Annotated in this window: 36 protein-coding genes; all 36 read right to left on the reverse strand. The window is 58.4% G+C overall.

Annotated features, from left to right (window positions below; translation table 11 throughout):
* The 36 genes from POI8812_RS00120 to POI8812_RS00295 all read right to left on the reverse strand — a co-directional run bounded on the left by POI8812_RS00120 (position 1) and on the right by POI8812_RS00295 (position 25,106).
* Positions 1-780 carry an amino acid ABC transporter ATP-binding protein gene (locus tag POI8812_RS00120; RefSeq protein WP_181377176.1) on the reverse strand — a complete coding sequence of 260 codons (780 nt, stop codon included), beginning with the start codon at positions 778-780 and terminating at the stop codon, positions 1-3.
* Between the two features lie 12 nt (positions 781-792).
* Positions 793-2,112, reverse strand: a complete 1,320-nt coding sequence (locus POI8812_RS00125) for an amino acid ABC transporter permease (protein WP_108780513.1) — start codon at positions 2,110-2,112, stop codon at positions 793-795.
* 1 nt (position 2,113) lies between these two features.
* Positions 2,114-3,337 (reverse strand): amino acid ABC transporter permease, encoded by a 1,224-nt coding sequence (locus POI8812_RS00130; RefSeq protein ID WP_108780514.1) that lies wholly within the window; start codon positions 3,335-3,337, stop codon positions 2,114-2,116.
* A gap of 161 nt (positions 3,338-3,498) precedes the next feature.
* A complete protein-coding gene (locus POI8812_RS00135) occupies positions 3,499-4,515 on the reverse strand; it encodes an amino acid ABC transporter substrate-binding protein (protein ID WP_108780515.1) in 1,017 nt (338 codons plus the stop codon).
* 575 nt (positions 4,516-5,090) lie between these two features.
* Positions 5,091-5,573, reverse strand: a complete 483-nt coding sequence (locus POI8812_RS00140; RefSeq protein WP_108780516.1) for a PaaI family thioesterase — start codon at positions 5,571-5,573, stop codon at positions 5,091-5,093.
* A 5-nt stretch (positions 5,574-5,578) separates the two neighbouring features.
* Positions 5,579-6,292: an ATP12 family chaperone protein gene (locus POI8812_RS00145; RefSeq protein ID WP_108781446.1), complete on the reverse strand. Its 714-nt coding sequence runs from the start codon at positions 6,290-6,292 to the stop codon at positions 5,579-5,581.
* Positions 6,289-6,954, reverse strand: a complete 666-nt coding sequence (locus POI8812_RS00150) for an HAD-IA family hydrolase (RefSeq protein WP_108780517.1) — start codon at positions 6,952-6,954, stop codon at positions 6,289-6,291. The genes POI8812_RS00145 and POI8812_RS00150 overlap by 4 nt, the downstream gene beginning before the upstream one ends.
* Positions 6,951-8,000, reverse strand: coding sequence for an RluA family pseudouridine synthase (locus POI8812_RS00155; RefSeq protein WP_108780518.1), 1,050 nt, complete (start codon positions 7,998-8,000; stop codon positions 6,951-6,953). Before POI8812_RS00155 ends, POI8812_RS00150 begins: the two co-directional genes overlap by 4 nt.
* Positions 7,997-8,359 carry a fluoride efflux transporter CrcB gene (crcB, locus tag POI8812_RS00160; protein ID WP_108780519.1) on the reverse strand — a complete coding sequence of 121 codons (363 nt, stop codon included), beginning with the start codon at positions 8,357-8,359 and terminating at the stop codon, positions 7,997-7,999. The genes POI8812_RS00155 and crcB overlap by 4 nt, the downstream gene beginning before the upstream one ends.
* 61 nt (positions 8,360-8,420) lie before the next feature.
* Positions 8,421-8,903 carry a BLUF domain-containing protein gene (locus tag POI8812_RS00165; RefSeq protein WP_306438832.1) on the reverse strand — a complete coding sequence of 161 codons (483 nt, stop codon included), beginning with the start codon at positions 8,901-8,903 and terminating at the stop codon, positions 8,421-8,423.
* Positions 8,904-8,957: 54 nt separating this feature from the next.
* Complete coding sequence (locus tag POI8812_RS00170) at positions 8,958-10,280, reverse strand: replication-associated recombination protein A (protein ID WP_108780521.1); 1,323 nt, start codon at positions 10,278-10,280, stop codon at positions 8,958-8,960.
* Between the two features lie 140 nt (positions 10,281-10,420).
* Positions 10,421-10,846 (reverse strand): 50S ribosomal protein L17, encoded by a 426-nt coding sequence (rplQ, locus tag POI8812_RS00175; RefSeq protein WP_108780522.1) that lies wholly within the window; start codon positions 10,844-10,846, stop codon positions 10,421-10,423.
* 169 nt (positions 10,847-11,015) lie between these two features.
* Positions 11,016-12,032, reverse strand: a complete 1,017-nt coding sequence (locus POI8812_RS00180; RefSeq protein ID WP_108780523.1) for a DNA-directed RNA polymerase subunit alpha — start codon at positions 12,030-12,032, stop codon at positions 11,016-11,018.
* Positions 12,033-12,164: 132 nt separating this feature from the next.
* Positions 12,165-12,554, reverse strand: a complete 390-nt coding sequence (gene rpsK, locus POI8812_RS00185) for a 30S ribosomal protein S11 (protein WP_108780524.1) — start codon at positions 12,552-12,554, stop codon at positions 12,165-12,167.
* A 13-nt stretch (positions 12,555-12,567) separates the two neighbouring features.
* Positions 12,568-12,936: a 30S ribosomal protein S13 gene (gene rpsM / locus POI8812_RS00190; protein ID WP_108780525.1), complete on the reverse strand. Its 369-nt coding sequence runs from the start codon at positions 12,934-12,936 to the stop codon at positions 12,568-12,570.
* Between the two features lie 188 nt (positions 12,937-13,124).
* Positions 13,125-13,703 carry an adenylate kinase gene (locus POI8812_RS00195; protein ID WP_108780526.1) on the reverse strand — a complete coding sequence of 193 codons (579 nt, stop codon included), beginning with the start codon at positions 13,701-13,703 and terminating at the stop codon, positions 13,125-13,127.
* Positions 13,703-15,064 (reverse strand): preprotein translocase subunit SecY, encoded by a 1,362-nt coding sequence (secY, locus tag POI8812_RS00200; protein WP_108780527.1) that lies wholly within the window; start codon positions 15,062-15,064, stop codon positions 13,703-13,705. Before secY ends, POI8812_RS00195 begins: the two co-directional genes overlap by 1 nt.
* A gap of 103 nt (positions 15,065-15,167) precedes the next feature.
* Positions 15,168-15,644 carry a 50S ribosomal protein L15 gene (gene rplO, locus POI8812_RS00205; RefSeq protein ID WP_108780528.1) on the reverse strand — a complete coding sequence of 159 codons (477 nt, stop codon included), beginning with the start codon at positions 15,642-15,644 and terminating at the stop codon, positions 15,168-15,170.
* A 369-nt stretch (positions 15,645-16,013) separates the two neighbouring features.
* The gene (rpmD, locus tag POI8812_RS00210; RefSeq protein ID WP_108780529.1) at positions 16,014-16,199 is read right to left on the reverse strand and encodes a 50S ribosomal protein L30; all 186 of its coding nucleotides are present in this window, start codon (positions 16,197-16,199) and stop codon (positions 16,014-16,016) included.
* Between the two features lie 3 nt (positions 16,200-16,202).
* The gene (rpsE, locus tag POI8812_RS00215; protein WP_108780530.1) at positions 16,203-16,778 is read right to left on the reverse strand and encodes a 30S ribosomal protein S5; all 576 of its coding nucleotides are present in this window, start codon (positions 16,776-16,778) and stop codon (positions 16,203-16,205) included.
* Positions 16,779-16,788: 10 nt separating this feature from the next.
* Positions 16,789-17,148 carry a 50S ribosomal protein L18 gene (rplR, locus tag POI8812_RS00220; protein WP_108780531.1) on the reverse strand — a complete coding sequence of 120 codons (360 nt, stop codon included), beginning with the start codon at positions 17,146-17,148 and terminating at the stop codon, positions 16,789-16,791.
* Between the two features lie 12 nt (positions 17,149-17,160).
* Entirely contained in the window at positions 17,161-17,694 is a 534-nt protein-coding gene (gene rplF, locus POI8812_RS00225) for a 50S ribosomal protein L6 (RefSeq protein ID WP_108780532.1), read from the reverse strand.
* Positions 17,695-17,707: 13 nt separating this feature from the next.
* Positions 17,708-18,106 (reverse strand): 30S ribosomal protein S8, encoded by a 399-nt coding sequence (gene rpsH, locus POI8812_RS00230; protein ID WP_181377177.1) that lies wholly within the window; start codon positions 18,104-18,106, stop codon positions 17,708-17,710.
* A 14-nt stretch (positions 18,107-18,120) separates the two neighbouring features.
* Positions 18,121-18,426 carry a 30S ribosomal protein S14 gene (gene rpsN, locus POI8812_RS00235; RefSeq protein WP_108780533.1) on the reverse strand — a complete coding sequence of 102 codons (306 nt, stop codon included), beginning with the start codon at positions 18,424-18,426 and terminating at the stop codon, positions 18,121-18,123.
* 19 nt (positions 18,427-18,445) lie between these two features.
* Positions 18,446-19,006 (reverse strand): 50S ribosomal protein L5, encoded by a 561-nt coding sequence (gene rplE / locus POI8812_RS00240; protein WP_108780534.1) that lies wholly within the window; start codon positions 19,004-19,006, stop codon positions 18,446-18,448.
* Entirely contained in the window at positions 18,999-19,313 is a 315-nt protein-coding gene (rplX, locus tag POI8812_RS00245; protein ID WP_108780535.1) for a 50S ribosomal protein L24, read from the reverse strand. The genes rplE and rplX overlap by 8 nt, the downstream gene beginning before the upstream one ends.
* 1 nt (position 19,314) lies before the next feature.
* Entirely contained in the window at positions 19,315-19,683 is a 369-nt protein-coding gene (rplN, locus tag POI8812_RS00250) for a 50S ribosomal protein L14 (RefSeq protein ID WP_108780536.1), read from the reverse strand.
* Between the two features lie 61 nt (positions 19,684-19,744).
* Positions 19,745-19,984 carry a 30S ribosomal protein S17 gene (gene rpsQ / locus POI8812_RS00255; protein ID WP_108780537.1) on the reverse strand — a complete coding sequence of 80 codons (240 nt, stop codon included), beginning with the start codon at positions 19,982-19,984 and terminating at the stop codon, positions 19,745-19,747.
* Between the two features lie 4 nt (positions 19,985-19,988).
* On the reverse strand, positions 19,989-20,195 hold the full coding sequence (gene rpmC / locus POI8812_RS00260; RefSeq protein WP_108780538.1) for a 50S ribosomal protein L29: 207 nt from the start codon (positions 20,193-20,195) through the stop codon (positions 19,989-19,991).
* A 185-nt stretch (positions 20,196-20,380) separates the two neighbouring features.
* Complete coding sequence (locus POI8812_RS00265) at positions 20,381-21,193, reverse strand: hypothetical protein (RefSeq protein ID WP_116203115.1); 813 nt, start codon at positions 21,191-21,193, stop codon at positions 20,381-20,383.
* Between the two features lie 49 nt (positions 21,194-21,242).
* Positions 21,243-21,656: a 50S ribosomal protein L16 gene (gene rplP, locus POI8812_RS00270; RefSeq protein ID WP_108780540.1), complete on the reverse strand. Its 414-nt coding sequence runs from the start codon at positions 21,654-21,656 to the stop codon at positions 21,243-21,245.
* Positions 21,657-21,678: 22 nt separating this feature from the next.
* The gene (rpsC, locus tag POI8812_RS00275; RefSeq protein ID WP_108780541.1) at positions 21,679-22,377 is read right to left on the reverse strand and encodes a 30S ribosomal protein S3; all 699 of its coding nucleotides are present in this window, start codon (positions 22,375-22,377) and stop codon (positions 21,679-21,681) included.
* Positions 22,377-22,766: a 50S ribosomal protein L22 gene (rplV, locus tag POI8812_RS00280; RefSeq protein ID WP_108780542.1), complete on the reverse strand. Its 390-nt coding sequence runs from the start codon at positions 22,764-22,766 to the stop codon at positions 22,377-22,379. The genes rpsC and rplV overlap by 1 nt, the downstream gene beginning before the upstream one ends.
* 2 nt (positions 22,767-22,768) lie before the next feature.
* Positions 22,769-23,047 (reverse strand): 30S ribosomal protein S19, encoded by a 279-nt coding sequence (rpsS, locus tag POI8812_RS00285; RefSeq protein ID WP_108780543.1) that lies wholly within the window; start codon positions 23,045-23,047, stop codon positions 22,769-22,771.
* A gap of 13 nt (positions 23,048-23,060) precedes the next feature.
* Complete coding sequence (gene rplB, locus POI8812_RS00290) at positions 23,061-23,897, reverse strand: 50S ribosomal protein L2 (RefSeq protein ID WP_108780544.1); 837 nt, start codon at positions 23,895-23,897, stop codon at positions 23,061-23,063.
* 441 nt (positions 23,898-24,338) lie between these two features.
* Positions 24,339-25,106: a DUF8608 domain-containing protein gene (locus POI8812_RS00295; RefSeq protein WP_146186087.1), complete on the reverse strand. Its 768-nt coding sequence runs from the start codon at positions 25,104-25,106 to the stop codon at positions 24,339-24,341.
* Positions 25,107-25,114: the final 8 nt, after the last annotated feature.

Genomic DNA, 25,114 nt, shown 5'->3' on the forward strand with positions numbered 1-25,114 from the left:
TCAGTGGCCGAGGATTTGGCTGAGGAACAGCTGCGTCCGGTCGGATTTCGGATTGTTGAAGAACTCTTCAGGCTCATTCTGCTCAACGATCTGACCCGCATCCATAAAGATGACGCGGTTGGCGACCTGACGGGCGAAGCCCATCTCGTGCGTCACGCAGAGCATCGTCATGCCGTCTTCCGCGAGGGAGACCATGGTGTCGAGCACCTCTTTGATCATCTCGGGATCGAGGGCGGAGGTCGGCTCATCGAACAGCATGATGCGCGGGCGCATGCAGAGCGAACGGGCAATCGCCACACGCTGCTGCTGACCACCGGACAACTGACCGGGATACTTGTTGGCCTGATCAGGGATTTTCACCTTCTCAAGGTAGTGCATCGCGATCTCTTCCGCTTCCTTCTTGGGCATCTTGCGAACCCAGATCGGAGCGAGCGTGCAGTTCTCAAGGATCGTCAGATGCGGGAAGAGGTTGAAGTGCTGGAAGCACATGCCGACCTCGGACCGGATCTTGTCGATGTTCTTGAGGTCAGAGGAGAGAAGTGTGCCGTCGACGACGATCTCCCCTTTCTGATGCTCTTCAAGCGCATTGATGCAGCGGATGAGCGTGGATTTACCTGAGCCCGATGGGCCACAGATTACGATCCGCTCGCCACGCTGGACCGTCAGGTCGATATCGCGCAGCACGTGGAAATCGCCATACCACTTGTTCATGCCGGTGATGGAGATGGCAACCTCGTCAGAGATGCCGGGAACGTTGGATTGAGCTTCTGCCATGGACATGGGAATTGCTCCTTATCGATGATCTGTACGGAGCTTTTGCTCCAGATAACGGGAATACTGCGACATGGCGTAGCAGAAGATGAAGAAGAACAGCGCGACGAAGCCGTAAAGCTCCCACAGGATGCCGTTCCAGTCACTGTCAGCCAGGATCGGCTGAACGATGCCCAGCGGGTCGTACATCGAGATGATGGAGACCAGCACGGTATCTTTGAACAGACCAATGAAGACGTTCACGATACCCGGGATCGAGATTTTCAGTGCTTGCGGAAGGATGATCAGCTGCATCGCCTGCCAGTAGTCGAGGCCGAGCGAATCTGCCGCCTCGTACTGACCACGTGGCAAGGCTGCAAGGCCACCGCGCACCACCTCAGCCAGATAGGCTGCGGCGAAGGCCGTCACCATGATCACCACCCGCAGGATGAGATCGAAGGTCGTGCCCGGCGGCAGGAAGTAGGCTAGCAGAACGTTTGCAACGAACAGCAGGGTGATCAGCGGCACACCACGAATGAACTCAATAAAGCCCACACAGATATACTTGATGATGATCAGATCCGACTGACGACCAAGGGCCAGCAGGATGCCGATTGGCAATGCGAGCGAGATCGACGTGATGCCAAGGATCAAGGTCAGCAGGAAGCCCCCGATATTGCGGCTCTCGACCTCTTCAAAGGCCAGCAATGCCGGGCCATCCTCTGGATTGCCGAGAATGCCCATCAGGATGTTCTCAACCAGACCAGCGCCACCTACGACCAGCTGATAGAGGACAAGGACCAGAACAGAAACGATCAGGGCAATTGTGGGCTGCGTCTTGGCAAGCGCTTTCCAGATCACGAAGGCAAGTACGAAACCGAGCAGCACCGCCAGCGGGAATGCAATCGATCCACCCCAGATCAGCCAGTAGGCCACAAACGGGAACAGCAGTGTTACGACCAACAGGGCCCGTGGTGCCTTGTCGAACAGGACCGGTGCCAGCGCCGGGAACAACAGCAGGAAGGCCAGGACCGGACGCCAACGCTCTTCTGCCGGATAGAAGCCAAAGAAGAACTGGGGCCAGCGTTCATTGATGACCGCAAAGCAGGCACCGCTGTTCAGCTCGCGGCACTCGGCCAGGTTTTCGGCATTCCAAGTGGAATTCCAGAACCAAGGCCCGAGGTCCTTGATCAGCATGAAGATGAAGAAAATCGACAGAAGCGAGAGGATCGAGTTGAGGACTGAGGAGAACATGTTCTCCCGCAGCCATTTGACGATCCCGCGCTCGGTCGCCGGAGGCGGAGATTGCGGAATCTGCGTCTCGCGGACGAAGGCGACGGTATTTGCGTGAGTGTCGCTCATATCAACGCTCCTTCAGCTTGACGGAGTTGTTGTACCAGTTGCCGACGGCCGAAATGCTCAACGACAGCGACAGGTAGATCGCCATAAGGAGCAGAACGCTCTCCATCTCGCGACCGGTCTGGTTCCGGGTGATGTTGCCCAGCGTGCCCGTCAGATCCATGTAGCCAATAGCCAGAGCCAGCGACGAGTTCTTCGTCAGGTTCAGGTAATTGGAGATCATCGGCGGGATGATGACGCGAAGTGCCTGCGGCAGGACCACGAGGTTCATGATGCGGTTCGGACGAATACCCAGCGATGCGGCTGCTTCGGTCTGACCTTTGCTGACCGACAGGATGCCCGCCCGAACGTTTTCTGCCACGAAGGCCCCGGTGTAGAGCGACAACGCAATCCAGAGTGCGATCAACGAATTTCGCAGGTGAATGCCGCCGCTGAAGTTGAAGCCCGCAAGCTCAGGATACTCCAGTCCAATCGGGGACCCCATGACAAGCTGGGTCAGGATCGCCGGGACGAAGAACAGGCCCAGGCCGACCCAGAACACCGGCAGGATCTGTCCGGTCTCTTCCTGACGCTTCTTTGCGAACCAACGGAACGCGAAGATTGCGACGATGGAAGCGAGAAACACGCCGACGACGAGTGCGGAGCCCGCCTCATAGGTCGGACGGGGAATGTAGATGCCACGGTTCGTGATTGCGACACTGTCCCACAGACTCATTGTGGCATCCGGGTTGTCCCCCCGGAAGGCGCGCGGCTGAGGTGGTACCTTGATCATCACGCCCATGATCAGAACGATCCAGAGCAGGACGGGGACGTTGCGGAAGGCCTCAACGTAGACGGCTGAAAGCTGACGCACGATCCAGTTCGGCGACAGGCGCAGCACGCCCATAATCACGCCGATCACGGTGCAGGTGATGCAGCCAAGAACAGCGACCAGCAATGTATTGAGCAGGCCAACAAGCGTGGCCCGGCCATGGGTCATCTGGCTATCATATTCGATAAGACGCTGGTTGATGTCATATCCGGCAACGCTTCCCAAGAAGCCGAAATTGAAATCCTGACCAGCAGCGGCGAGGTTGCTGACAGCGTTGTTGAGCAGCCAGCCCAGGCCGGCAATCAGCGCCAGAAGGGCGATGATCTGAATTGTAACGGAACGATATCGTGTATCGTAAAGCAGCTGGGATAGGCGAAAGCCCTCATCCCCCTGTGAATGGTCGGTAACCGCGGTCATTGCCGCCCCTCTTCCCTGATGTGGTGAGCCCCGAAAGCGTCGAGGACTGCGTGGTAGACGAAAACCTGCTGACCTGGTCTGTTGCCCGGTCTTGTGCTGGTCCTATCCCCGATAGAGTTGGGGCGCGCCTCGAAAGGCGCGCCCCGGATCAGTTGATCAAATCAACGGAACGGCGGGCTGTAGAGCAGGCCGCCATCGGTCCACTGTGCGTTCAGACCGCGGGACAGGCCAATCGCGGTGTCCGGGCCGATGTTCGCGTCGAAGACTTCGCCGTAGTTACCACCAACAGCGATTGCGTTCTTCGCCCAGTCTGCGGACAGACCCAGCATCTCACCCAGGGAACCTTCGGTGCCGAGCAGACGGTTGATTTCCGGGTTGTCGGTGCCAGCTGCCATCTCTTCGAGGTTGGCAGAGGTGATGCCCAGCTCTTCAGCTGCGATCAGCGCGTTGAGCGACCAGCGCACAACGTCACCCCAAGCGTGGTCGCCGTGACGCACGAGCGGGCCGAGCGGCTCTTTGGAGATGATCTCAGGCAGAACGATGTGTGCTGCTGCATCTTCGAATGCCGCACGTGTCGCCGCGAGGCCGGATGCGTCCGTCGTGTAGACGTCACATGCGTTCGCGAGATACTGCTGCTGAGCTTCTGCGTTGGTCTCGATCGGAACCGGCTCGTAGGACATGCCGTTTGCACGGAAGTAGTCTGCGAGGTTGAGTTCGGTCGTCGTACCGGTCTGGATGCAGACCGTTGCGCCGTCGAGCTCGGTCGCGGAGGTCACGCCGAGATCTTCGCGGACCATGAAGCCCTGACCATCGTAGTAGTTGATGCCGGTGAATTCGAACTCGAGATCAACGTCACGGGAGAAGGTCCACGTGGTGTTGCGTGCGAGCATGTCGATTTCGCCGGAGGCAAGTGCGGTGAAGCGCGTGGAACCGGTCGTCGGGATGAACTCAACTGCGGAGCCATCACCGAGAACTGCAGCTGCGACTGCGCGGCAAACCGCGACGTCGAAGCCTTCCCACTCACCGTTTGCATCCGGAGCAGCGAAGCCGACGAGACCGGTGGTCACGCCGCAACGCAGGGAGCCACGGTCCTGCACTTCAGCAAGGGTCTGCGCGGAAGCAGCACCTGCGACGAGTGCGGAGGCGGCGAGTGCGCCGAAGAATACGGATTTTTTCATTGATTACCTCTTCCCTGGGTAACCGCTGCAACTTTTGAAGCAACGGTGCCGGCCACATTGGACCAGCGTGAACTGTCGGCTTGTCTCCAAACCGGGTGCAAGTCTGAGCAGCGACATGGCGGATCGTCAAGGGGTGCACGCCTCCGATCAAATTATGTCACAATTGCTGACTAATTATGAGCGGTGCGTGTTGATCTTCGAATTGTATGCATCCAATCGACGGCACGCTGTGAATCGAACGCGCTGCGTTGGCGACGACAATTCAGCGGATCAGCAATTCAAAATCTGGTGTCGTTGCCGTCAAAGCTGTGTGAAAACGCACATTATGTGCATAGCACCGGAAAAAGGTCAGCCATACATACCTAAATGCAATTACCCCCGCAGGCGCGATTGCGCCCCAACGCGGTCTACTGCCGGATCGCATGCTGAACTTTCTGACGAACGGATCGGTGAGGGTGGCTTTTTTTGACGCACCCCCGACAATTCCGACCGAATTGCCAATCGATTTGGTCGAATTTGCCGGAGCATCCGTATTTCTGCGGACACCGAATCACATCTGGTGATGGGACAGCGCGTCAGAATTGATAGACGAGACAGGTGGTCGAGCCGGTTGCGTAGGTCTTTCCGTCATCGACCCCAACGATGCGACCTTCCGCGACGCCGGTGCGCCGCCCGGCATGCGTAACTTCGCCAATCGCACGGACCTCGCCTGAATTGGCGAACAGTGGACGGATAATGTTAATTTTGTATTCCAGCGTCGTGTAGCCACGCCCCGCTGGCAAAGTCGTCTGAACCGCGCAAGCCATGCAGCTGTCGAGCAAGGTTCCGAACCAGCCGCCATGGATCGTGCCGATGGGGTTCATCGCCTTGAATGTCGGCTTGCCGCGAAAAACGACACGCCCTTCAGAGGCCTCCTCCATCCAGTAGTCGAGCGTTTCCCCGATTGGCGGGGCCGGAAGCTCTCCCCGCTGAATTGCGGTGATGAACTCAAGCCCCGACATCGCGGCGATCTGTTCTGGCTTTGCCAGCTCTTCGAGGGATTGGGCGTATTTTGGCATCTGGATCAGCCTTTCCGGATCAGGTGCAACAGCGTTTCGGCATGGCGAAATGCGGCTTCCTTGATCGCGCGTTCGGCCACAGCCTCTTCATCTTCGCCCCATTGCTCCTGCTGGAACAGGGCATCAAGCTCTGCCACCGGCCATGCCGACGCAGCGTCAATGCGCCCGGCCGCCACGGCAAGTCCCAAGACAAGGCTACCGGAAAGGGTCACCAAATCATGCAGCGCCGTGAGTTCGTAGTCGTCAAACTGCGCCAGCTGCGCTTTCAGATTCGCAAGCGATTGAGCTGGCTGGGGCTGCGGGATCAGCCCGGCAACCGGAAGCAAACGCGCATCATAGGTATCCGCCGCCCAATCCAGCATGGGATCCCACGCGGCCGCTTGCCGGGCGATCAAGCTGTCAGGATAGTCTGCGCGGTAGCACAGCAGATCAGTTTCGCCATAGCTTGCCAGCATCTCGATCACGTCATCGCGCTGCGGAGCAACCTTCTCAATTGCGGAGTTCGCGGATCGCGTGAACGGCATGCTGAGCGGATTGATCTTCTCATCTTGTGCGTGCCATTCCGCCGCAATCCTTTGCGCCAACGCATGAGACGGCACGATCAGCAACTGTTTGCCCGGAGTGCGAACATTGCGACCATCGAGCGTGACGGTCCAACCGCCCTCAGCCTTGGCAACATCTGCCTGTTTCCAAAAGCGCTTCGCGGCCCACTCGCTCATGCCCATAGCGCCTCCAGCGCGCCATCTATCTCGTCAAAATGTCCGATAATCTGCTGCGCGCCAGCTGCGTGAAGGTGTTCGACCGGGTGATACCCCCACTCTACACCCAACGCCCGAACGCCCGCAGCGCGGCCCATCTGCATGTCAAAGGTCGTGTCCCCGATCATCACGGCCATGCTGGGCTCGACCCCCGCCTCGGCAAGAGCGGTTTCGACCATCGCGGGATGCGGTTTGGACGGGTGAAAGTCCGCGGTTTGTGACGTGACGAAGAACCGGCGCAGATCATGTGCAGCAAAGAGGTGATCGAGACCACGCCGGGACTTTCCCGTCGCAACACCCAGCAACCAGCCCGCCCGGTCGAGCCGTTCGAGCGCTTCGATCGCCCCAGGATAAAGTTGGATCGAAGCCTCGCCGCCCGTCTCGGCACGCAAGGCGACAAACGAGTCCTTATAGGCCGTCACGAGCCGCGCGACATCATCCGGTGCGAGGTCAGGCGAAAGCGTGGAAATTGCTTCGGTCAGCGAAAGGCCGACAATCGACAACACCTGCTCGCGCGAAGGCGGCTGAAGATCGCAGCTCTCGTAGCCACGGGCCATTGCGCCGACGATCAACGCTTGGGAATCGACCAACGTGCCGTCGACATCGAAAATCGCAAGTTTCATTCCAGATCCTCAAACGGATCTTCGGCAATCTCACGGGGATCCCACGCAAATGTCTCCCACGTGCGCGCCATGTGATCGGGCAAGGGCGCGGTCAGATGCAGGCGGGCGCCCGTCACCGGATGCTCGAATGTCAGCGAACGTGCATGCAGATGCAGCTTGCGACTGATATCGCCGCCAAGCTGCGCACCCCAACCGTCCCCTTCGTTCGTCTGCGAATTGCCGCCATATTTGCCGTCGCCCACAATCGGTGTCCCGATCTCAGCCATATGCGCACGCAGCTGATGTGTCCGCCCGGTGATCGGAGAGAGCGCAACCCATGACGTCCGCTTTCCGGCTGCATCGAGTACCATGTAGTCGGACACCGCGCGCTTTGCCCCGGGGGTCCGATCCACGTCATCGGGGTGGATGCAGATCATCTTCTCCCCTGCCCCGTTCGGGCCGTGACCGGCAGCCTTGACCAAACCAAAACGGATTGTCCCTGCTTTCGGCGCAGGCACACTTGCCACCGCCGCCCAATAGATCTTGCGCGTCCGGCGTGACTGGAAGGCCCGGGCCAACCCGGCTGCCGCGCGGCCATTCCGCGCCAGAACCAAAACGCCCGAGGTATCCTTGTCGAGGCGGTGAACCAGCTTTGGCCCGTCCTCCAATTCGAAGGCAAGCGCGGGGGCCAGACCATCGACATGCCGTGTCTGACCAGATCCCCCCTGAACGGCGAGACCTGCAGGCTTGTTGAGCGCAATAATGTCATCATCACGGTAAATGACGCAGGCCCGGATCATCTCTGCATCCGCATCGGAGATTCTGGGCTTAGGTTTCGCGCGCGGAACGTCCGTGTCCGGCGCCGGCAGCGGGGGAACACGCAGAACAGCCCCCTCGCTCAACCGGGTCGCTGACTTCACGCGGCCACCGTCCAGACGGATTTCGCCCTTCCGGCACATCTTTTCGATCTGCCCCTGCCGCAGATGCGGCCACGTCTTGCGAAACCATCGGTCGAGGCGCTGATCCTGCGCGTCGGGTCCGAGCGTCAACATCTGAACACCACTCATCCGCTCACTCCCCGGATCACCATCATTCCAAGCGCGCATCCCGCGACGCATGCCGCCAAACTGCCCCCGGCATAGAGCGCCGCAGCACCCACGCGACCCGCATCGGCCATCGTCACGACATCCAGCGAAAACGTGGAAAAGGTCGTAAACCCACCAAGGACACCCGTCATCAGGAAAGCCGCGACACGTGGATCGGCCTCTCGCACAGCCGGAAGGGCCGCGAGTGCGCCAATCAAAAGAGAGCCAAGAAGGTTCGCGCTGAAAACAGCCATCGGCCAGTCGGCGCCAACCATTGCGCGTGATAAGCCATAGCGACCCGCGGCCCCCAAAGCTCCTCCTAGCATTACCGACCAGATCATTCCGTCACCCGCGCTGCGTTCGGGCCTGTCTATGCCTGCAAGCCGGTGGGCCGCAAGGGGATCAGGTCAGTCGACGCGCGACAGTAAATGCGGGTGTTATGCCCAATTGCTGGTGTTCGGCATAGAATTGGCTGAGATCACGTGTCCGCTCTGCGGTCCATTCTGCCAGCGGATCAAGAGCCGGATCCCCGGCATCGCCCAGGAAACACCCCATCGGCCATTCGGGAAACAACCTCGAAGCGGCATGGCCGTGCCACAGGATCCGCAAACGTTCATTCCGGCCATCCGCCGCGATGCGGGCGCTGAGCGACAATACTGCCATCACGCTGCCCTCCATCACTTGAAGAAAGACACCATCGCGGAAACTTAAGACGCCGGTCACCTGATCCCGCACATTTTTCGACTGAGATTCAGCACAAATATCAGCGAGTGTCTTTTCAGGAAGCCAGGGCGGGCACGCAAAGGATCGGTAGACGAGGCGATACACAGCCTCAGACGGAGTACGCTCAAACACAACACTTACTCGGAACAAGCAAAAATACACATGCGCAACTGACGCACACAATACAGATAGAACAGTTAACGCCGGGCGCAATGGTTAATCGTCGTTACCCAGCGTTCTATTTCGCTTCGCCCGCAAACCCGCGAAATAGGCGACTCGCTTGGCAAGTTCACGTTCATGCCCACGTTCAACCGGCACGTAGTAGACGCCCCGCTTCATCGTCTCGGGAAAATAGGACTGACCGGAAAATCCGTCCTCTGCGTCGTGATCGTACTCGTAACCTGCACCATAGCCCTGCTCTTTCATCAAACGTGTCGGCGCGTTGAGGATATGAGCGGGCGGTGGCTCAGACCCAAAGGACTTTGCCGCCTTGCGCGCAGCTTTGTACGCCACATAAGTCGCATTCGACTTGGGCGCGAGGGCGACGTAGATCAGCGCTTGCGCCAGGGCCAACTCACCCTCGGGTGAGCCAAGCCGTTCGTATGTTTGCCAGGATTGCAGGCAGATGTCCTGTGCCTGCGGATCGGCCAGACCAATATCCTCAACCGCCATCCGGGTGATCCGTCGCGCCAGGAACCGCGGATCTTCACCACCTTCGAGCATTCGGGCAAACCAATAGAGAGCAGCATCCGGGTCAGAGCCGCGAACTGATTTGTGCAGCGCCGAGATCAGGTTGTAGTGCTCGTCCCCGGATTTATCATATTTGCTGGCGCGCCGCGTCAGGCGTGCGGTCAGCGTCGGCCGGTCAATCGGCTGTGTCGCGCCCCAGCTCAGAACCTGTTCGGCGAGGTTCAGCAACGCCCGACCGTCCCCATCCGCCATCTCCGTCAGCGCTTCGCGGGCCGGACCATCGAGTGGCAATGCCCCCTCCGACTTTTCGACCGCCTGCAAGATGCGTTCGAGTGCGATCAGGTCCAGCCGCTTGAGCGTGATGACCTGCGACCGGCTGAGCAATGCGGCATTCAGTTCGAAAGACGGATTCTCAGTCGTTGCGCCGACCAGCACGATGGTGCCGTCTTCCATATGAGGAAGAAACCCGTCCTGCTGCGCCTTGTTGAAACGGTGGATCTCATCAACGAAGAGCAGCGTTCCCCGCCCGTTCTGACGGCGCAGTTTTGCGACCTCGAACACTTTGCGAAGGTCCGGCACACCGGTGAAGATCGCACTGATCTGTACAAACGCGAGGTCGGTTTCGTCGGCCAACAGACGCGCAATGGTTGTCTTGCCGACCCCTGGTGGGCCCCAAAAAATCACGGAACCCAGTTGGCCTGAGGCCAGCATCGCACCAAGTGGCCCGTCCGGCCCCAGCGCATGATCCTGCCCAATCACATCAGCCAGCTTTCCCGGGCGCATGCGGTCCGCCAACGGCCGCGGTGCTTCTGCCTTGGGATCACGGGGGGTGTCGAACAAATCTGCCATGGCTTCCCCTCAGTCCGTCGCCGATCTCGCTGCGACCGGCTTCTTCTTGGCTAAAATATCCCCGCCGGAGGCTGCCGTCACATGCAAAAGGCCCCAGCGTCTCCGCCAGGGCCTTGAAAAACTCTCAACGGAAGGAGGACTTACTCTTCCTCAGCTGCCGCTTCTTCGGCTGCGACACGGGCTTTATCGCCTGCGCCTTTCGCGTCAACATCGCGGTCCACCAGTTCGATGATCGCCATCGGAGCCATGTCACCATAGCGGAAACCCGCCTTCAGCACACGGGAGTAACCGCCATTGCGGTCAGCATAACGCGGTGCAAGCGTGTCGAACAGTTTGGAAACAGCCGCTTCCTGCTTGAGCTGTGCCAGCGCCAGACGGCGGCCATGCAGGTCGCCCTTCTTGCCGAGCGTGATCACTTTGTCGATGATCCGCTTCAGTTCCTTGGCCTTGGGCAGGGTCGTCTTGATCTGCTCATGCTCGATCAGCGAGCAGGCCATGTTGGAGAACATCGCCTTGCGGTGCTCGTGGGTGCGGTTGAGCTTACGGTAACCATTACCATGACGCATTTTCGTATTCCTTCTTAGCTTTTATGCTTTGTCTGGAGCGCCATGCGTGTGGCGCCCTCTCCTTGGGGCGGAATTGCCCGTTTTTGTTCAATGCGCCCCGGCCATAAGCCGGGGTCTCGTTATCTCATCTCGGCCCCGGATCGTGTCCGGGGCTTCGGCCCTGCAGGCCTCAGAACTGGTCTTCGAACTTCTTGGCCAGATCTTCGATGTTCTCTGGCGGCCAGTCGACGATGTCCATGCCGAGGTGCAGCCCCATGCCGGTCAGCACTTCTTTGATCTCGTTCAGAGACTTGCGGCCGAAGTTCGGCGTGCGCAGCATTTCTGCTTCGGTCTTCTGGATGAGATCGCCGATGTAAACGATGTTGTCGTTCTTCAGGCAGTTCGCGGAACGGACGGACAGTTCCAGTTCGTCCACCTTCTTGAGCAGAAGCGGGTTGAACTCCAGGTCGTCCTCTTCCTCAACACCGCGGGCCGCTTCGGGCTCATCGAAGTTGACGAACACATTCAGCTGGTCCTGCAGAATGCGTGCCGCATAGGCGATTGCATCCTCAGGCGTGACGGAACCGTCAGTCTCCAGCGTCAAGGTCAGCTTATCATAGTCGAGCACCTGTCCCTCACGGGTCGGCTCAACCTTGTAAGACACCTTGCGCACGGGGGAGTAGAGCGCGTCGACGGAGATCAGGCCGATCGGCGCATCTTCAGGACGGTTTTTGTCCGCTGCGACATAGCCCTTACCGGTCTCAACCGTCAGTTCCATGTAGACCGACGCACCATCGTCGAGGTGGCAGATCACGTGGTCCTTGTTCAGAACCTCAATGCCCGCGCTTTCAGAAATGTCGGCGGCGGTCACGACGCCCGGTCCTTTTGCGGAGATCGAAACGCGCTTAGGCCCTTCGACTTCCATGGAAAGAGCAACACCCTTGAGGTTCAGCACGATGTCGGTGACGTCTTCGCGGACACCGGCAACGGAAGAGAACTCATGCAGAACGCCGTCGATCTGGACGGAGGTGATTGCAGCACCCTGAAGGGAGGAAAGCAGCACGCGGCGCAGTGCGTTGCCAAGCGTCAGGCCAAAGCCACGCTCAAGCGGTTCTGCCACGGCGGTCGCCTGACGGCGCGGGTCTTTGCCCGGCTTGATGTCGAGGCTTTGCGGACGGATGAGAGTCTGCCAGTTCTTGTGGATCATCTAGTGTCCTCCATACCAGTTCCCGACCGGATCCTGTATCGGGAACGCCCGAGGAATTCTCAGACTTCGAATGCGGAAATGGGCGCGCGCGAGCCCCGGAAAAGGCCCGCGCGCACCCCAAATTGGTGTCAATCAGACGCGGCGACGCTTCGGCGGGCGGCAGCCATTGTGAGCGATCGGGGTCACGTCACGGATCGCCGTGATCGTGAAGCCGATTGCACCGAGTGCGCGCAGCGCGCTCTCACGACCAGAACCGGGGCCCTGCACCTCAACATCGAGGGTGCGCATGCCATGCTCCTGCGCCTTGCGGCCCGCATCTTCTGCAGCAACCTGTGCAGCATAAGGCGTGGATTTACGGGAGCCCTTGAAGCCCATCGTGCCGGCAGAGGACCATGCAATCGCATTGCCCTGCGCGTCAGAGATCAGGATCTTGGTGTTGTTGAAAGAAGAGTTCACATGCGCGACGCCAGCCGAGATGTTCTTGGAGACCTTCTTCTTTGCGCGAATCTTATCACGTGCCATTGATCAGCCCTCCTTACTTCTTCTTGCCCGCGATGGCCTTTGCAGGGCCCTTGCGCGTGCGTGCGTTGGTGTGGGTGCGCTGACCGCGAACCGGAAGGCCACGGCGGTGACGCAGGCCACGGTAGCAACCGAGGTCCATCAGACGCTTCACGTTCATGGAGTTCTCACGGCGCAGATCGCCTTCGACAGTGTACTCACCATCAATGATCTCGCGGATTTTCGCCGCGTCTGCGTCGGACAGCTCGTTCACACGGGTGGTGGGCTCAACGCCAGCAGCTTCACAGATGTTCACTGCGGAGGTGCGGCCGATGCCGTGAATATAGGTCAGAGAAATCTGAACCTGCTTGTTGGTCGGGATGTTTACGCCGGCAATACGCGCCAAGGCTATTCTCCGTTCTTGCAGTTGCGGTTCCGTAGTACCGGAACCTTTTTTCACAACGAAGGCCCATCGGTCATATGTCCGATGGACCTGATTAAAGGGTCTGAACCCGATTCTCCGGCTATCCGGGGAGGTGGCCTGATATAGAGATTCGAAAGCGCCTGTCAACCATAGGGTTGACAGAGCGTGAATTAGTCGTTCAGCGCCGCGGCAATGTCGGCCTGAACGGCGTCCATAGTGCCCAAGCCGTCAACCGATTTCAGCTGGCCTTTGGCGTGGTAGTAACCGATCAGCGGTGACGTTTTCTTGTAATACTCCATCAAGCGAGTCGTCATCGCCTCTGCGGTATCGTCAGCCCGCGCAGACTGCCCGGCAGCCACCGCTTCCTTCGCACGGTTCACAACGCGCGCGACGAGAATATCGTCTTCGACCTGAAGTTCGATCACCGCATCGAGATTTTGGCCAAACTCGTCCAGCAACTCACCCAGCGCATCAGCCTGTGCCAGCGTGCGGGGGAAACCGTCGAAGATGAAACCACCTTCAGAGCCGTTCTGAAGCTGCTCGCGGATGAGGCCGATGACGATTTCATCGGTCACAAGCTCACCACGCGCCATGACACCGGCGACCATGTTGCCCATCTCAGTGCCCGATGTCTTTGCCGCGCGAAGCATATCACCGGTGGAAAGCTGAACCATTCCCCGCTCTTCCACGAGTTTCTGGGCTTGGGTGCCTTTACCAGCACCCGGAGGGCCAAGCAGGATAATGTTCATCAGCGGCGTCCTTGCGTTTTTTTCTTACGCGCACCTTTACCGCGAAGCTTCGATTTTTCAATGAGGCTTTCATATTGATGGGCAAGCATGTGGCTTTGGATCTGGCTGACCGTATCCATCGAAACGCTCACCACGATCAGCAGTGACGTTCCGCCAAAGTAGAAGGGGATCGCAAACTGCGAGATCAGAAGTTCTGGCAACAGGCAGACCGCAGTCAAATAGGCGGAGCCGACGACCAGCAGGCGGGATACAACATAGTCGAGATATTCCGCTGTCCGCTTGCCTGGACGAATACCGGGCACGAAGCCGCCCTGTTTCTTGAGGTTGTCAGCTACATCATCCGTCTTGAACGCCACATTCGCGGTGTAGAAATAAGCGAAGAACACGATCAGGAAGCCAAAGAACAACAGGTTCAGCGGTTGGCCACGGCCCATATAGGCCGAGACCCAGCTGAGCCAGCCACCGCCCTCACCCGTGCCGCCGAAGGTGGCGACGGTCTGCGGCAGCAGCAGCAGGGATGATGCGAAGATCGCCGGGATCACACCCGCCGGGTTAATTTTGACCGGCAGGTGAGAGCTCTCACCCCCATACATCTTATTGCCGACCTGACGGCGGGGGTACTGGATGTGGATCTTGCGCAATGCGCGCTCGATGAACACCACGAAGGCAATAACAGCGATCGCCATCACGATCACAGCGAGGATAACGCCGCCCGAGAGTGCGCCGGTGCGGCCTGCTTCGAAGAACTGTGCAAGCGCTGCCGGTAGCTCTGCAATGATTCCGACGAAGATGATCAGAGAGATGCCGTTGCCGATGCCGCGTGCCGTGATTTGCTCACCGAGCCACATCAGGAACATGGTACCACCGACCAGCGTGATCACCGTGGACGCACGGAAGAACCAACCCGGATCGGTCGCCAAACCGCCTGATTCCAGGCCGACCGCGATGCCATAGCCCTGGAACAGCGCCAGGAAAACGGTGCCATAGCGTGTGTATTGGTTGATCTTTCGGCGGCCCTGCTCCCCTTCCTTCTTCAATTGCTCCAACGAAGGAACCATCGAGGTCAGAAGCTGCACGATGATGGAGGCCGAAATATAGGGCATGATCCCGAGCGAGAAGACCGCCATACGGCTGATCGCGCCACCGGTGAACATGTTGACCATGCCACCAATGCCCTGGCCCGCCTGCTCGAAGAAGAGGCGAAGCTGTTCAGCATCAATTCCGGGAACCGGAATATAGGTGCCGACGCGATAGACGATGAGTAGTCCGAGGGCGAAGAGAATACGTTGCTGAAGCTCTTTGGCTTTGCCAAAGGTGCGCCAGCTCATGTTCGCTGCCATCTGTTCCGCTGCGGATGCCATGTATGGGCTCTCCCGTTCATGCAAGCGCCGCCGAACCGATTGGGCTCAGGCGGCGCGAAAGGTCAGGTGCAAGATGTAAGGGGCGTGACCCGCCCCCACAACCTTATTCGGCAGCTTCTGCCGCGCCTGTGACTGTCAGCGAGCCGCCAGCCTTCTCAACCGCCTCAACAGCGCCTTTGGAAGCGCCGGTGACGGAGAGTTTGACTGCCGCCGTGATCTCACCTTTGGCGAGCACGCGAATGCCGTCGCGCTTGCGACGGATCACACCGGTTTCGACCAGCGTATCCTCGGTGATGTCGGACGAGGCATCGAGCTTGCCCGCGTCGATGAACTTCTGGATCAGGCCGAGGTTGATAACAGCGTAGCGCTTGGGGTTCGGCACGTTGAAGCCGCGCTTGGGCAGACGCTGGTAGAGCGGCATCTGGCCACCCTCGTAGCCATTGATGGCCACACCCGAACGGGATTTCTGACCCTTGATACCACGGCCACCCATCTTACCGATGCCGGACCCGGGACCACGGCCAACCCGCTTGCGGGATTTCGTTGCGCCTGGATTGTCGCTGAGTTCATTCAGTTTCATTGTCGCTCTCCTCTTGCCGGATACGCCCACCGAGCGAAAAACGGGGACCACGGCGTGTGATATAGATTCGCCTGACAGAGTCAGACCGTGAGCGTTTAGCGGTGATGGCAGCGGACGACAAGGGCGATCTCACAGAAGGTGACGTGGAAACACTATCAAAGCAGGTTGAGAACATCGCTTCGAACAACGCACCGCGCAACGGGCACCGTTGCGCCGCGCCGTTCCGCCCCCACGGGGCGGCGCGTTTGCGCCACCCCTCGGAACGGCGCTCTCACATGTCTGTTTCGCGGTTTAACCGAGTAGTGCCGCATAACCAAAAAAAGGCCCCGCCGAAGCAGGGCCCTTCCAAATCGTGTCGAGAAAAGAGCCTCAGCCCTTCTCTTCGAGGATCTCCACCATGTGGGGGATCTTCGCGATCATACCGCGCACTGCCGGGGTGTCCTCAAGTTCGCGCACTTTGTGCATCTTGTTGAGGCCCAGGCCGATCAGCGTTGCGCGCTGATCGTCGGGACGGCGGATCGGGGAGCCGATCTGTTTGATAACGATGGTAGCCATGTCTTATGCCTCCGCCGCTTCTTCAACAGGAGCTTCCGCGGGTGCGTCAGTCTTGGGCAGGATGTCGGCCACCTTCTTACCGCGACGCTGAGCCACGGAGCGGGGGGACGATTCCTTTTGCAGACCATCGAGCGTCGCACGGATCATGTTGTAAGGGTTCTGCGAGCCGGTGGACTTTGCCACGACGTCCTGAACGCCCAACATCTCGAACACGGCGCGCATCGGGCCGCCTGCGATGATCCCGGTACCTTGCGGTGCCGTGCGCATCACGACCTTACCAGCGCCGTGACGGCCCTGCATGTCATGGTGCAGCGTGCGGCCCTCACGCAGCGGAACGCGGATCATTGCGCGCTTTGCTGCTTCGGTCGCCTTGCGGATCGCCTCGGGAACTTCGCGGGCCTTGCCTTTGCCGAAGCCAACACGGCCCTTCTGATCGCCAACAACGACGAGAGCTGCAAAGCCGAAGCGCTTACCACCCTTGACGGTCTTGGAGACCCGGTTGATCGCAACAAGGCGATCGGCGAATTCCGGGGTTTCGTCGCGGTCGCGACGGTCCCGGCGATTGTCTTCACGTGCCATTATCGCCTCCTTAGAACTTCAGGCCGCCCTCGCGGGCCGCGTCTGCAAGTGCCTTGACCTTCCCGTGGAACAGGAAACCGCCACGATCGAAATAGACATCTTCGATGCCTTTCTCTTTCGCACGCTCGGCAATCGCAGCGCCGACCTTTGCGGACGCTTCGATGTTGTTTTTGCCCACGATTCCCAGTGCCGGCTCCAACGAGGAAGCAGAGGCCAGGGTCACGCCCTGAACATCGTCGATGATCTGCACCGAGATGTTCTTGGACGAGCGGTGGACGCTCAAGCGCGGGCGGCCATTGGCCGTCCGACGCAGTTTGTTCCGGACGCGCAGACGACGCTTCTGGAACAGTTGACGTTTGCTGTTCGCCATGTCTTGCGCTCCTTACTTCTTCTTGCCTTCCTTACGGAAGATAAATTCATCTTTATATTTGATGCCTTTACCTTTGTAAGGTTCGGGTTTGCGCCATTCGCGGATGTTCGCGGCTACCTGACCGACAACCTGCTGGTCGATACCTTCGACCTTCAGTTCTGTGGGCTTCGTCGCCGTGATGGTCACACCCTCGGGGATGTCGAACTCGACATCGTGAGAGTAGCCGAGCGCCAGCTTCAGGACCTTGCCCTGTACCTGCGCACGATAACCAACACCGTTGATTTCAAGCTCTTTCGTGAACCCGGTGGTAACACCGGTGACGAGGTTCGCAACCTGCGTGCGGGACATGCCCCACTGCTGGCGTGCGCGCTTGGACTTGCCACGCGGCACAACGTTGATCGCGTTGTCCTCGACCTTCAGGTCCACATCGTCGGTCGCGGTGAATGTGCGGACGCCTTTCGGGCCCTTCACCTCGATCGTCTGGCCGGAGACGGACGCCGTAACGCCGCTGGGCAGATCGACCGGTTTCTTTCCGATACGAGACATTGTGTAGGCCTCCTCAGAATACCGTGCAGAGCACTTCGCCGCCAACATTGGCGGAGCGTGCCTGCGCGTCGGACATGATGCCGCGCGGGGTGGAAACAATGGCGACACCCAGGCCCTGACGAACCTGCGGGATCTCCTTCACGCTGGAATACACGCGACGACCGGGGGTCGACACACGCTTCAGCTCACGAATGACCGGCTCGCCATCGAAGTACTTGAGTTCGATGCGCAGCGCGGGGTGGTTCCGCTCATCCAGGGTCTTTTCATACCCACGGATGTAGCCTTCGGCCTCGAGCACGTCGAGAACCCAGGCCCGCACTTTAGACGCAGGGGAGACCACAGAGGTCTTACCGCGCATTTGTGCGTTGCGGATGCGGGTCAGCATATCGCCGAGAGGATCGTTCATAGACATCTAATATCCCTCCCTTACCAGCTCGACTTGACCATGCCGGGGATCTGCCCAACGGAGGCATAATCCCGGAGCGCGATCCGGCTCATCTTGAGCTTACGGTAGTAAGCCTTCGGACGACCCGTCACTTGGCAACGGTTGTTCAGGCGCGTCGGCGAGGAGTTGCGTGGAAGCTTTGCAAGCTCCATGCGGGCCTTGAAACGCTCAGCGCGATCAAGGCTTTCATCCAGTGCCTTTGCTTTCAGTTCTGCTCGCTTGGCGGCGTATTTCGCGACGAGGCGCTCACGCTTGGCCTGGCGGGCGATCATGGATTTCTTAGCCATTCTCTTAAGTCCTTCCCGCTCAGTTCGTGAAGGGCATGTTGAAATGCTTCAACAGTGCCTTCGCTTCGGCGTCGGTTGCCGCCGTGGTGCAGATCACGATGTCCATGCCCCACATGACATCAACCTGGTCGTAGTTGATCTCGGGGAACACGATGTGCTCTTTCAGGCCCATGGCGTAGTTGCCACGACCATCGAAGCTCTTGCCGTTCACGCCGCGGAAATCGCGAACGCGGGGCAGTGCGACATTCACCAGGCGGTCCATGAAGTCGTACATGCGGTCACCGCGGAGCGTGACCTTGACGCCGAGGGGCATCTCTTCACGCACCTTGAAGCCCGCGATGGACTTCTTGGCTTTGTTGATAACCGGCTTCTGGCCAGCAATCGCCATCATGTCATCATGAGCCGACTTGATCTTCTTGCTGTCACCAACAGCCTCACCAACGCCCATGTTCAGGACGATTTTGTCGAGGCGCGGGATCTGCATGTCGTTCTTGTAGGAAAACTCTTCCTTCAGAGCGGCCTTGATCGTGTCGCGGAACAGCGTCTTGAGACGCGGGGTATAGGATGCAGCATCAAGCATTGATCGTCTCCCCGGATTTCTTGGCGAAGCGCACCTTCTTGCCGTCTTCCATGCGGAAGCCAACGCGGGTGGCGCCACCCTCTTTCGGGTCAACCAGCGCGAGGTTGGAGAGCTGGATCGGCATTTCCTTGGAAATGCGGCCGCCCTGGCTCGTCTGGGATTGCTTGGTGTGACGGATCGCGACATTGATGCCGGACACGACAGCTTTGCCTTCTTTCGGCATCACTGCGGTGATCTCACCTTCGCGGCCCTTGTCCTTGCCCGCGAGCACGACGACTTTGTCACCTTTGCGGAGTTTGGCAGCCATCTTACAGCACCTCCGGGGCAAGCGAGATGATCTTCATGAAGTTCTTCCCGCGCAGCTCACGTACGACCGGCCCGAAGATACGGGTGCCGACAGGCTCGTTGGAATTGTTCAGGATCACCGCGGCGTTGCGGTCAAAACGGATAGCCGTGCCATCTTCGCGGCGCACTTCCTTGGCGGTGCGAACGACGACGGCCTTACGGACGTCACCCTTCTTCACGCGACCGCGCGGAATGGCCTCTTTGACGGACACGACAATGATGTCGCCGACGGAAGCGTATTTACGCTTGGATCCGCCGAGAACCTTGATGCACTGAACCCGGCGGGCGCCGGAGTTATCAGCGACATCCAGATTCGTCTCTACCTGGATCATGGTCTAGTCTCCCGACCTGTGGGGACCATCTGTTCGACCGGCCCCACGGTTTCGTTAAAGGTTATTCCGACGCTTCGGTCAGAACTTCCCAGCGCTTCGTCTTCGAGCGCGGTGCACATTCGATGATGCGAACGGTGTCACCGACCTTGAAGGCGTTCTGTTCATCGTGAGCCCGGTACTTCTTGGACTTACGAATGGTCTTCTGCAGAACGGGGTGCTTGAAACGGCGCTCAACGGAGACCGTGATGGTCTGTGCGTTTGCGTCGCTGGTTACCGTGCCGGTAAGGATACGCTTGGGCATGGTCTCACTCCGTCCCGGCGGCTGCAGCCGCCTTTTCGTTCAGGATCGTGTTCACACGGGCAACGTCACGACGGACGGTGCGCATGCGAGCCGTGTTTTCCAGCTGGCCAGTGGCCCCCTGAAAGCGGAGGTTGAAGGCCTCCTTCTTAAGCGCAACAAGCTGCTCGCGCAGCTCATCAGGCGTCTTCTCACGAAGTTCGTTGGCGTTCATCGCCGGTTCCTTTCAACAATCACTGGAGAGCCGCCTTAGAAGCGTCACCCTGATTCCAGTGGAGTAGGTGATAGAGCGGCTCGTGTAGGGGGGTTTGGGCAGGATGGCAAGGGGCAATTCAGATCACTGAAGGCTTTCGGGCCATGCAGCTTTTCGTCCATTTGATATCTAAACAAAAACGATCTTCAGTCCGGGTTGGCGACTATCTCATTATCACTAACAACATCGACATCAGCACTTTCGACTGCCGATAGCCAGCTCCCAGCGGCGATGGCGACCACCGCAACAGAAAAGATAACGAAGAAGAGACCCGAAAATGCCAGCACCAAGCGTGATGTCAAATCTTCCGACAATACTAGTGGAAGATCATAGCTGAAGAATGGGACTAGATATAAAGCACAATCGATCAAATCTATTTCTACATAATTGGAATTTAACCCATATCTCATCTCAAAGTACGAAAATAAGAAGGCACCAAGCGCTGCAAATAATGCAATTAAAGTATGGCAATACATATCTACAAATGTAGAAAGCTTTGCTCTGTATACTACGCCTGCATCATTATTAGACACAAAGCGCATTAAATTGCTATTGAAATCTTGGTTTATATTGGAAGCAGAAAGTGCCGACATATCGAAAACGGTACTTGAAATTCGGAGCGAATAAGCCATCGCCCCGAGACCAAAGCCGAACTGGGCACCGACCATACCTCCATCAAGAAGATGCGACCGAAAAAGCACATCCAATTGCTTGATACAAACCATCACCAGGTACGGACCCATGCCGACAATGGCATAAGAGGCGAGTTTCACTGCCGCAGTGTATCCGAAAAGTCCAAGAACACTGCTATAGAAACGACCAATGTACGGAATACGCACAAAAATTGTCATCGCTGCGGAGAGCGCAGCAAAAACGAAATGAATATAGTAAGAGATTCCGAATAGAATTGAACTAAGAGCGAAAATCAGGCTCTGGCGGACGAATTCTTCTGAAACCACGGTATGGCCCCCACACTATGGGGGCCACACAATCACATTTGTTTACGACTTACCAGTCTTCGCGCTGGACGAAGCGGCACTTCACGGGGAGCTTCATCGCGGCGAGGCGCAGGGCCTCGCGGGCGATTTCCTCGTTCACGCCGTCGATCTCGAACATCACGCGACCCGGCTTCACCTTGGCCGCCCAGTAATCGACCGAACCCTTACCTTTACCCATACGGACTTCGGTCGGCTTCGAGGTGACGGGCACATCGGGGAAGATGCGGATCCACACGCGGCCCTGACGCTTCATGTGGCGGGTCATCGCGCGGCGGGCCGCTTCGATTTGCCGTGCTGTCACACGCTCAGGCTCAGTGGATTTCAGACCGTACTGGCCGAAGTTCAGAGTGGAGCCACCCTTGGCCTCACCCTTGATGCGACCTTTGTGCTGCTTGCGGAATTTCGTACGCTTTGGCGAAAGCATGTTCTCTCTCCTCTACGCCGGATCAGTGCCGGCCGCCGGGACGGCCACCAGACTGAAGTTCCTCGTGACGGCGATCGCGGGCCTGCGGATCGTGCTCCATGATCTCGCCTTTGAAGATCCAGACCTTGATGCCGATGATGCCGTAAGCCGTGGAGCCTTCGACATGTGCGTAATCGATGTCAGCACGCAGGGTGTGCAGGGGCACGCGGCCCTCGCGATACCACTCCGTCCGCGCGATCTCTGCACCGCCCAGACGACCGGCTGCGTTGATCCGGATGCCGAGGGCACCCATGCGCATCGCGTTCTGAACCGCGCGCTTGAGCGCACGACGGAAGGACACACGACGCTCCAGCTGCTGAGCGATATTCTCAGCCACAAGACGTGCATCGATTTCCGGCTTGCGCACTTCGACGATGTTCAGGTGCAGTTCGCTATCGGTGAACTGTGCAAGGGACTTGCGCAGCTTCTCGATGTCAGCACCTTTTTTGCCGATGATCACACCGGGGCGCGCTGCGTGAATGGTCACGCGGCATTTGCGGTGCGGACGCTCGATGATCACACGGGAGATACCGGCCTGCGCCTGGTTCTTGTGGATGTACTCGCGGATCTTGATGTCTTCGTGCAGCAGGTTGCCGTAGTCCTTGGTGTCCGCATACCAGCGGCTGTCCCAAGTGCGGTTGACCTGAAGGCGCAGACCAATCGGATTGACCTTATTACCCATTAGGCTTGCTCCTCTTCGGCGCCGACCTGACGCACCTTGATCGTGACCTGTGAAAACGGCTTCAGGATCTTGCCGAAGCGACCACGTGCCCGCGGACGGCCACGCTTCATCACGAGGTTCTTGCCGACCCAGGCTTCCGCGACGATGAGCTCATCGACGTCGAGACCGTGGTTGTTCTCAGCATTGGCGATAGCAGACTGAAGCGTCTTCTTGACGTCTTCCGCGATCCGCTTCTTGGAGAAGGTCAGATCGGTCAGAGCTTTGTCGACCGGCTTGTTGCGGATCATCTGTGCGACCAGGTTCAGCTTCTGAGGGCTGGTGCGCAGCATCCGGCTGACAGCCATTGCTTCATTGTCCGCGACGCGGCGGGGATTCTTGGACTGACCCATAATTACCTCCGCTTCGCTTTTTTGTCGGCCGCGTGGCCGTAGTAGGTGCGGGTCGGCGAATATTCACCGAACTTCTGCCCGATCATCTCCTCGGTCACGGAGACCGGGATGTGCTTTTTGCCGTTGTACACACCAAAGGTGAGGCCAACGAACTGGGGCAGGATGGTGGAACGACGGGACCAGATCTTGATTACGTCATTGCGACCGGATTCGCGCGCTTTTTCGGCCTTTTTCAGGACGTAGCTGTCGACGAACGGGCCTTTCCAGACTGAACGTGCCATGTGTCAGGCCTCCTTATTTCTTCTTGCGCTGGTGGCGCGTGCGCAGGATGTACTTGTCGGTCGTCTTGTTCGTCCGGGTACGTGCGCCCTTGGTCGGCTTGCCCCACGGGGTAACCGGGTGGCGACCACCGGAGGTCCGACCCTCACCACCGCCGTGCGGGTGATCAATCGGGTTCATCACGACACCACGCACAGACGGGCGGATGCCCTTGTGGCGGTTACGACCTGCTTTACCGAGGTTCTGGTTCGAGTGGTCGGGGTTGGACACGGCACCAACGGTGGCCATGCATTCCTGACGCACGATGCGAAGCTCACCCGAGGAGAGACGCAGCTGTGCGTAGCCACCGTCACGACCAACGAACTGAGCGTAGGAGCCCGCCGCACGTGCGATCTGACCGCCCTTGCCCGGCTTGAGTTCGATGTTGTGAACGATTGTCCCGATCGGCATGCCGGTGAAGGGCATCGCGTTGCCCGGCTTCACATCGACTTTGTCGCCCGCGACGACCATGTCGCCCACTGCGAGGCGCTGAGGCGCGATGATGTAGGCCTGCTCGCCATCGGTATACTTGAGGAGCGCGATGAACGCGGTCCGGTTGGGATCGTACTCGATCCGCTCAACCGCTGCGGCCACGTCGAACTTGCGACGCTTGAAATCCACGATGCGATAGAGACGCTTTGCCCCGCCGCCTTTGCGGCGCATGGTGATCCGTCCGGTGTTGTTCCGGCCGCCGTTCTTGGTCAAACCCTCGGTGAGAGATTTGACCGGACGCCCTTTCCAAAGCTCCGAACGGTCGATCAGAACCAGCCCGCGCTGGCCAGGCGTTGTCGGCTTATACGACTTCAATGCCATCTTGCTGTCTTCCGTTTGCTTGGCGACAGGCCGGGAGCCCGCCGCGGTTTAGAGGGCCCCGAAGGTCCCCAAATTCATGTGTTCTCGCGAACGACGACAAAGCCCCGGACGAATCCGGGGCCAAGTCGATGCGTTCGTGTAGGGGAGTCGTGTGGGGGGGTCAAGGGCGCGAGCAGTGAAACAAGTGCCCTATGCAGCAAGACCTCAGCCAAGCTGCGCATCGCCGGGTCATGGTGCGGCAATCAAGAGGTCGAATGGAGCACTTTATGCCCACCAAATCCGCCTGACCAACCTGCAACGCCCTACAGCAACCCAATCGCCGTGCCCGGGGGGCGGCCCGGCGATGCACGGCGCCTTCAGCTTGATTTTGATTCCGCGTATTATGGAATCGTGGTCTGCTGCTGACTAAGGGATAACTGACCTACGCGGCTCGAACAGACTTCATTTCTTCAAAGCAATCAACGCCTGCTTTTTAGCTTTGAGCCGTGCCGTCTTTTGTTCGTATATTTCAGCAAGCGCATCTTCGTAGATATCAAGAAGATCAAAGTAATCCCCTTCAACCACTTCATCACCGTGCGTTCCAAGGTTACCTACAATTCGCAAGGCATTCATCGACTCAGCTGTATCTGAATCTTTTTTGGTTTTTTCAAATACATCTATTCTCTCGAAAAGGCTCAGACGCTGCGGTTTTCCTTTTTTATCAGGCTTGCTCCTCGCAACCCCTTGCTCGTCCAATACTCGCTCTAAACTTGTTCGCAGCCTCGAGGTTGAGGCTGAAAGATCCGTCCAGAAAAGCTGAAACGCCAATTTCAACTCCTTTTTCACCTGTGCTGGGAGTTGTCTGGATATTGGGAAAATTGGAGGCGCGGGAAACATACTGACTGGCTCTAGCCAAACGTGGTAACCGCCTCCCTCTGGAACACCATAGTCATCGAAATATTCGATATAATCGACACTTACATGGCCACTAACTGATATGACTTCTCCGCAGGTAGCGTTGTCGCAAACTAACATCGTCGTAAATCTTTTGCAGATCCACTCGGGATCCCACTCCTCACGCCCCTGCTCTCGACTGGAATGATGCGGTTCAAGCAAAGCAATAGGAGTCGCCCCACGACGGACTTGTCCTTTGTTGCAACGTGGGCATGGATACGAGTTCGGAAAATCTTCTTGAACATACTTCTGCCAGATTTCTCTATTTATTGCCAATTACATTG

The organism is Pontivivens insulae, from assembly GCF_900302495.1.
Lineage (GTDB): Bacteria > Pseudomonadota > Alphaproteobacteria > Rhodobacterales > Rhodobacteraceae > Pontivivens > Pontivivens insulae.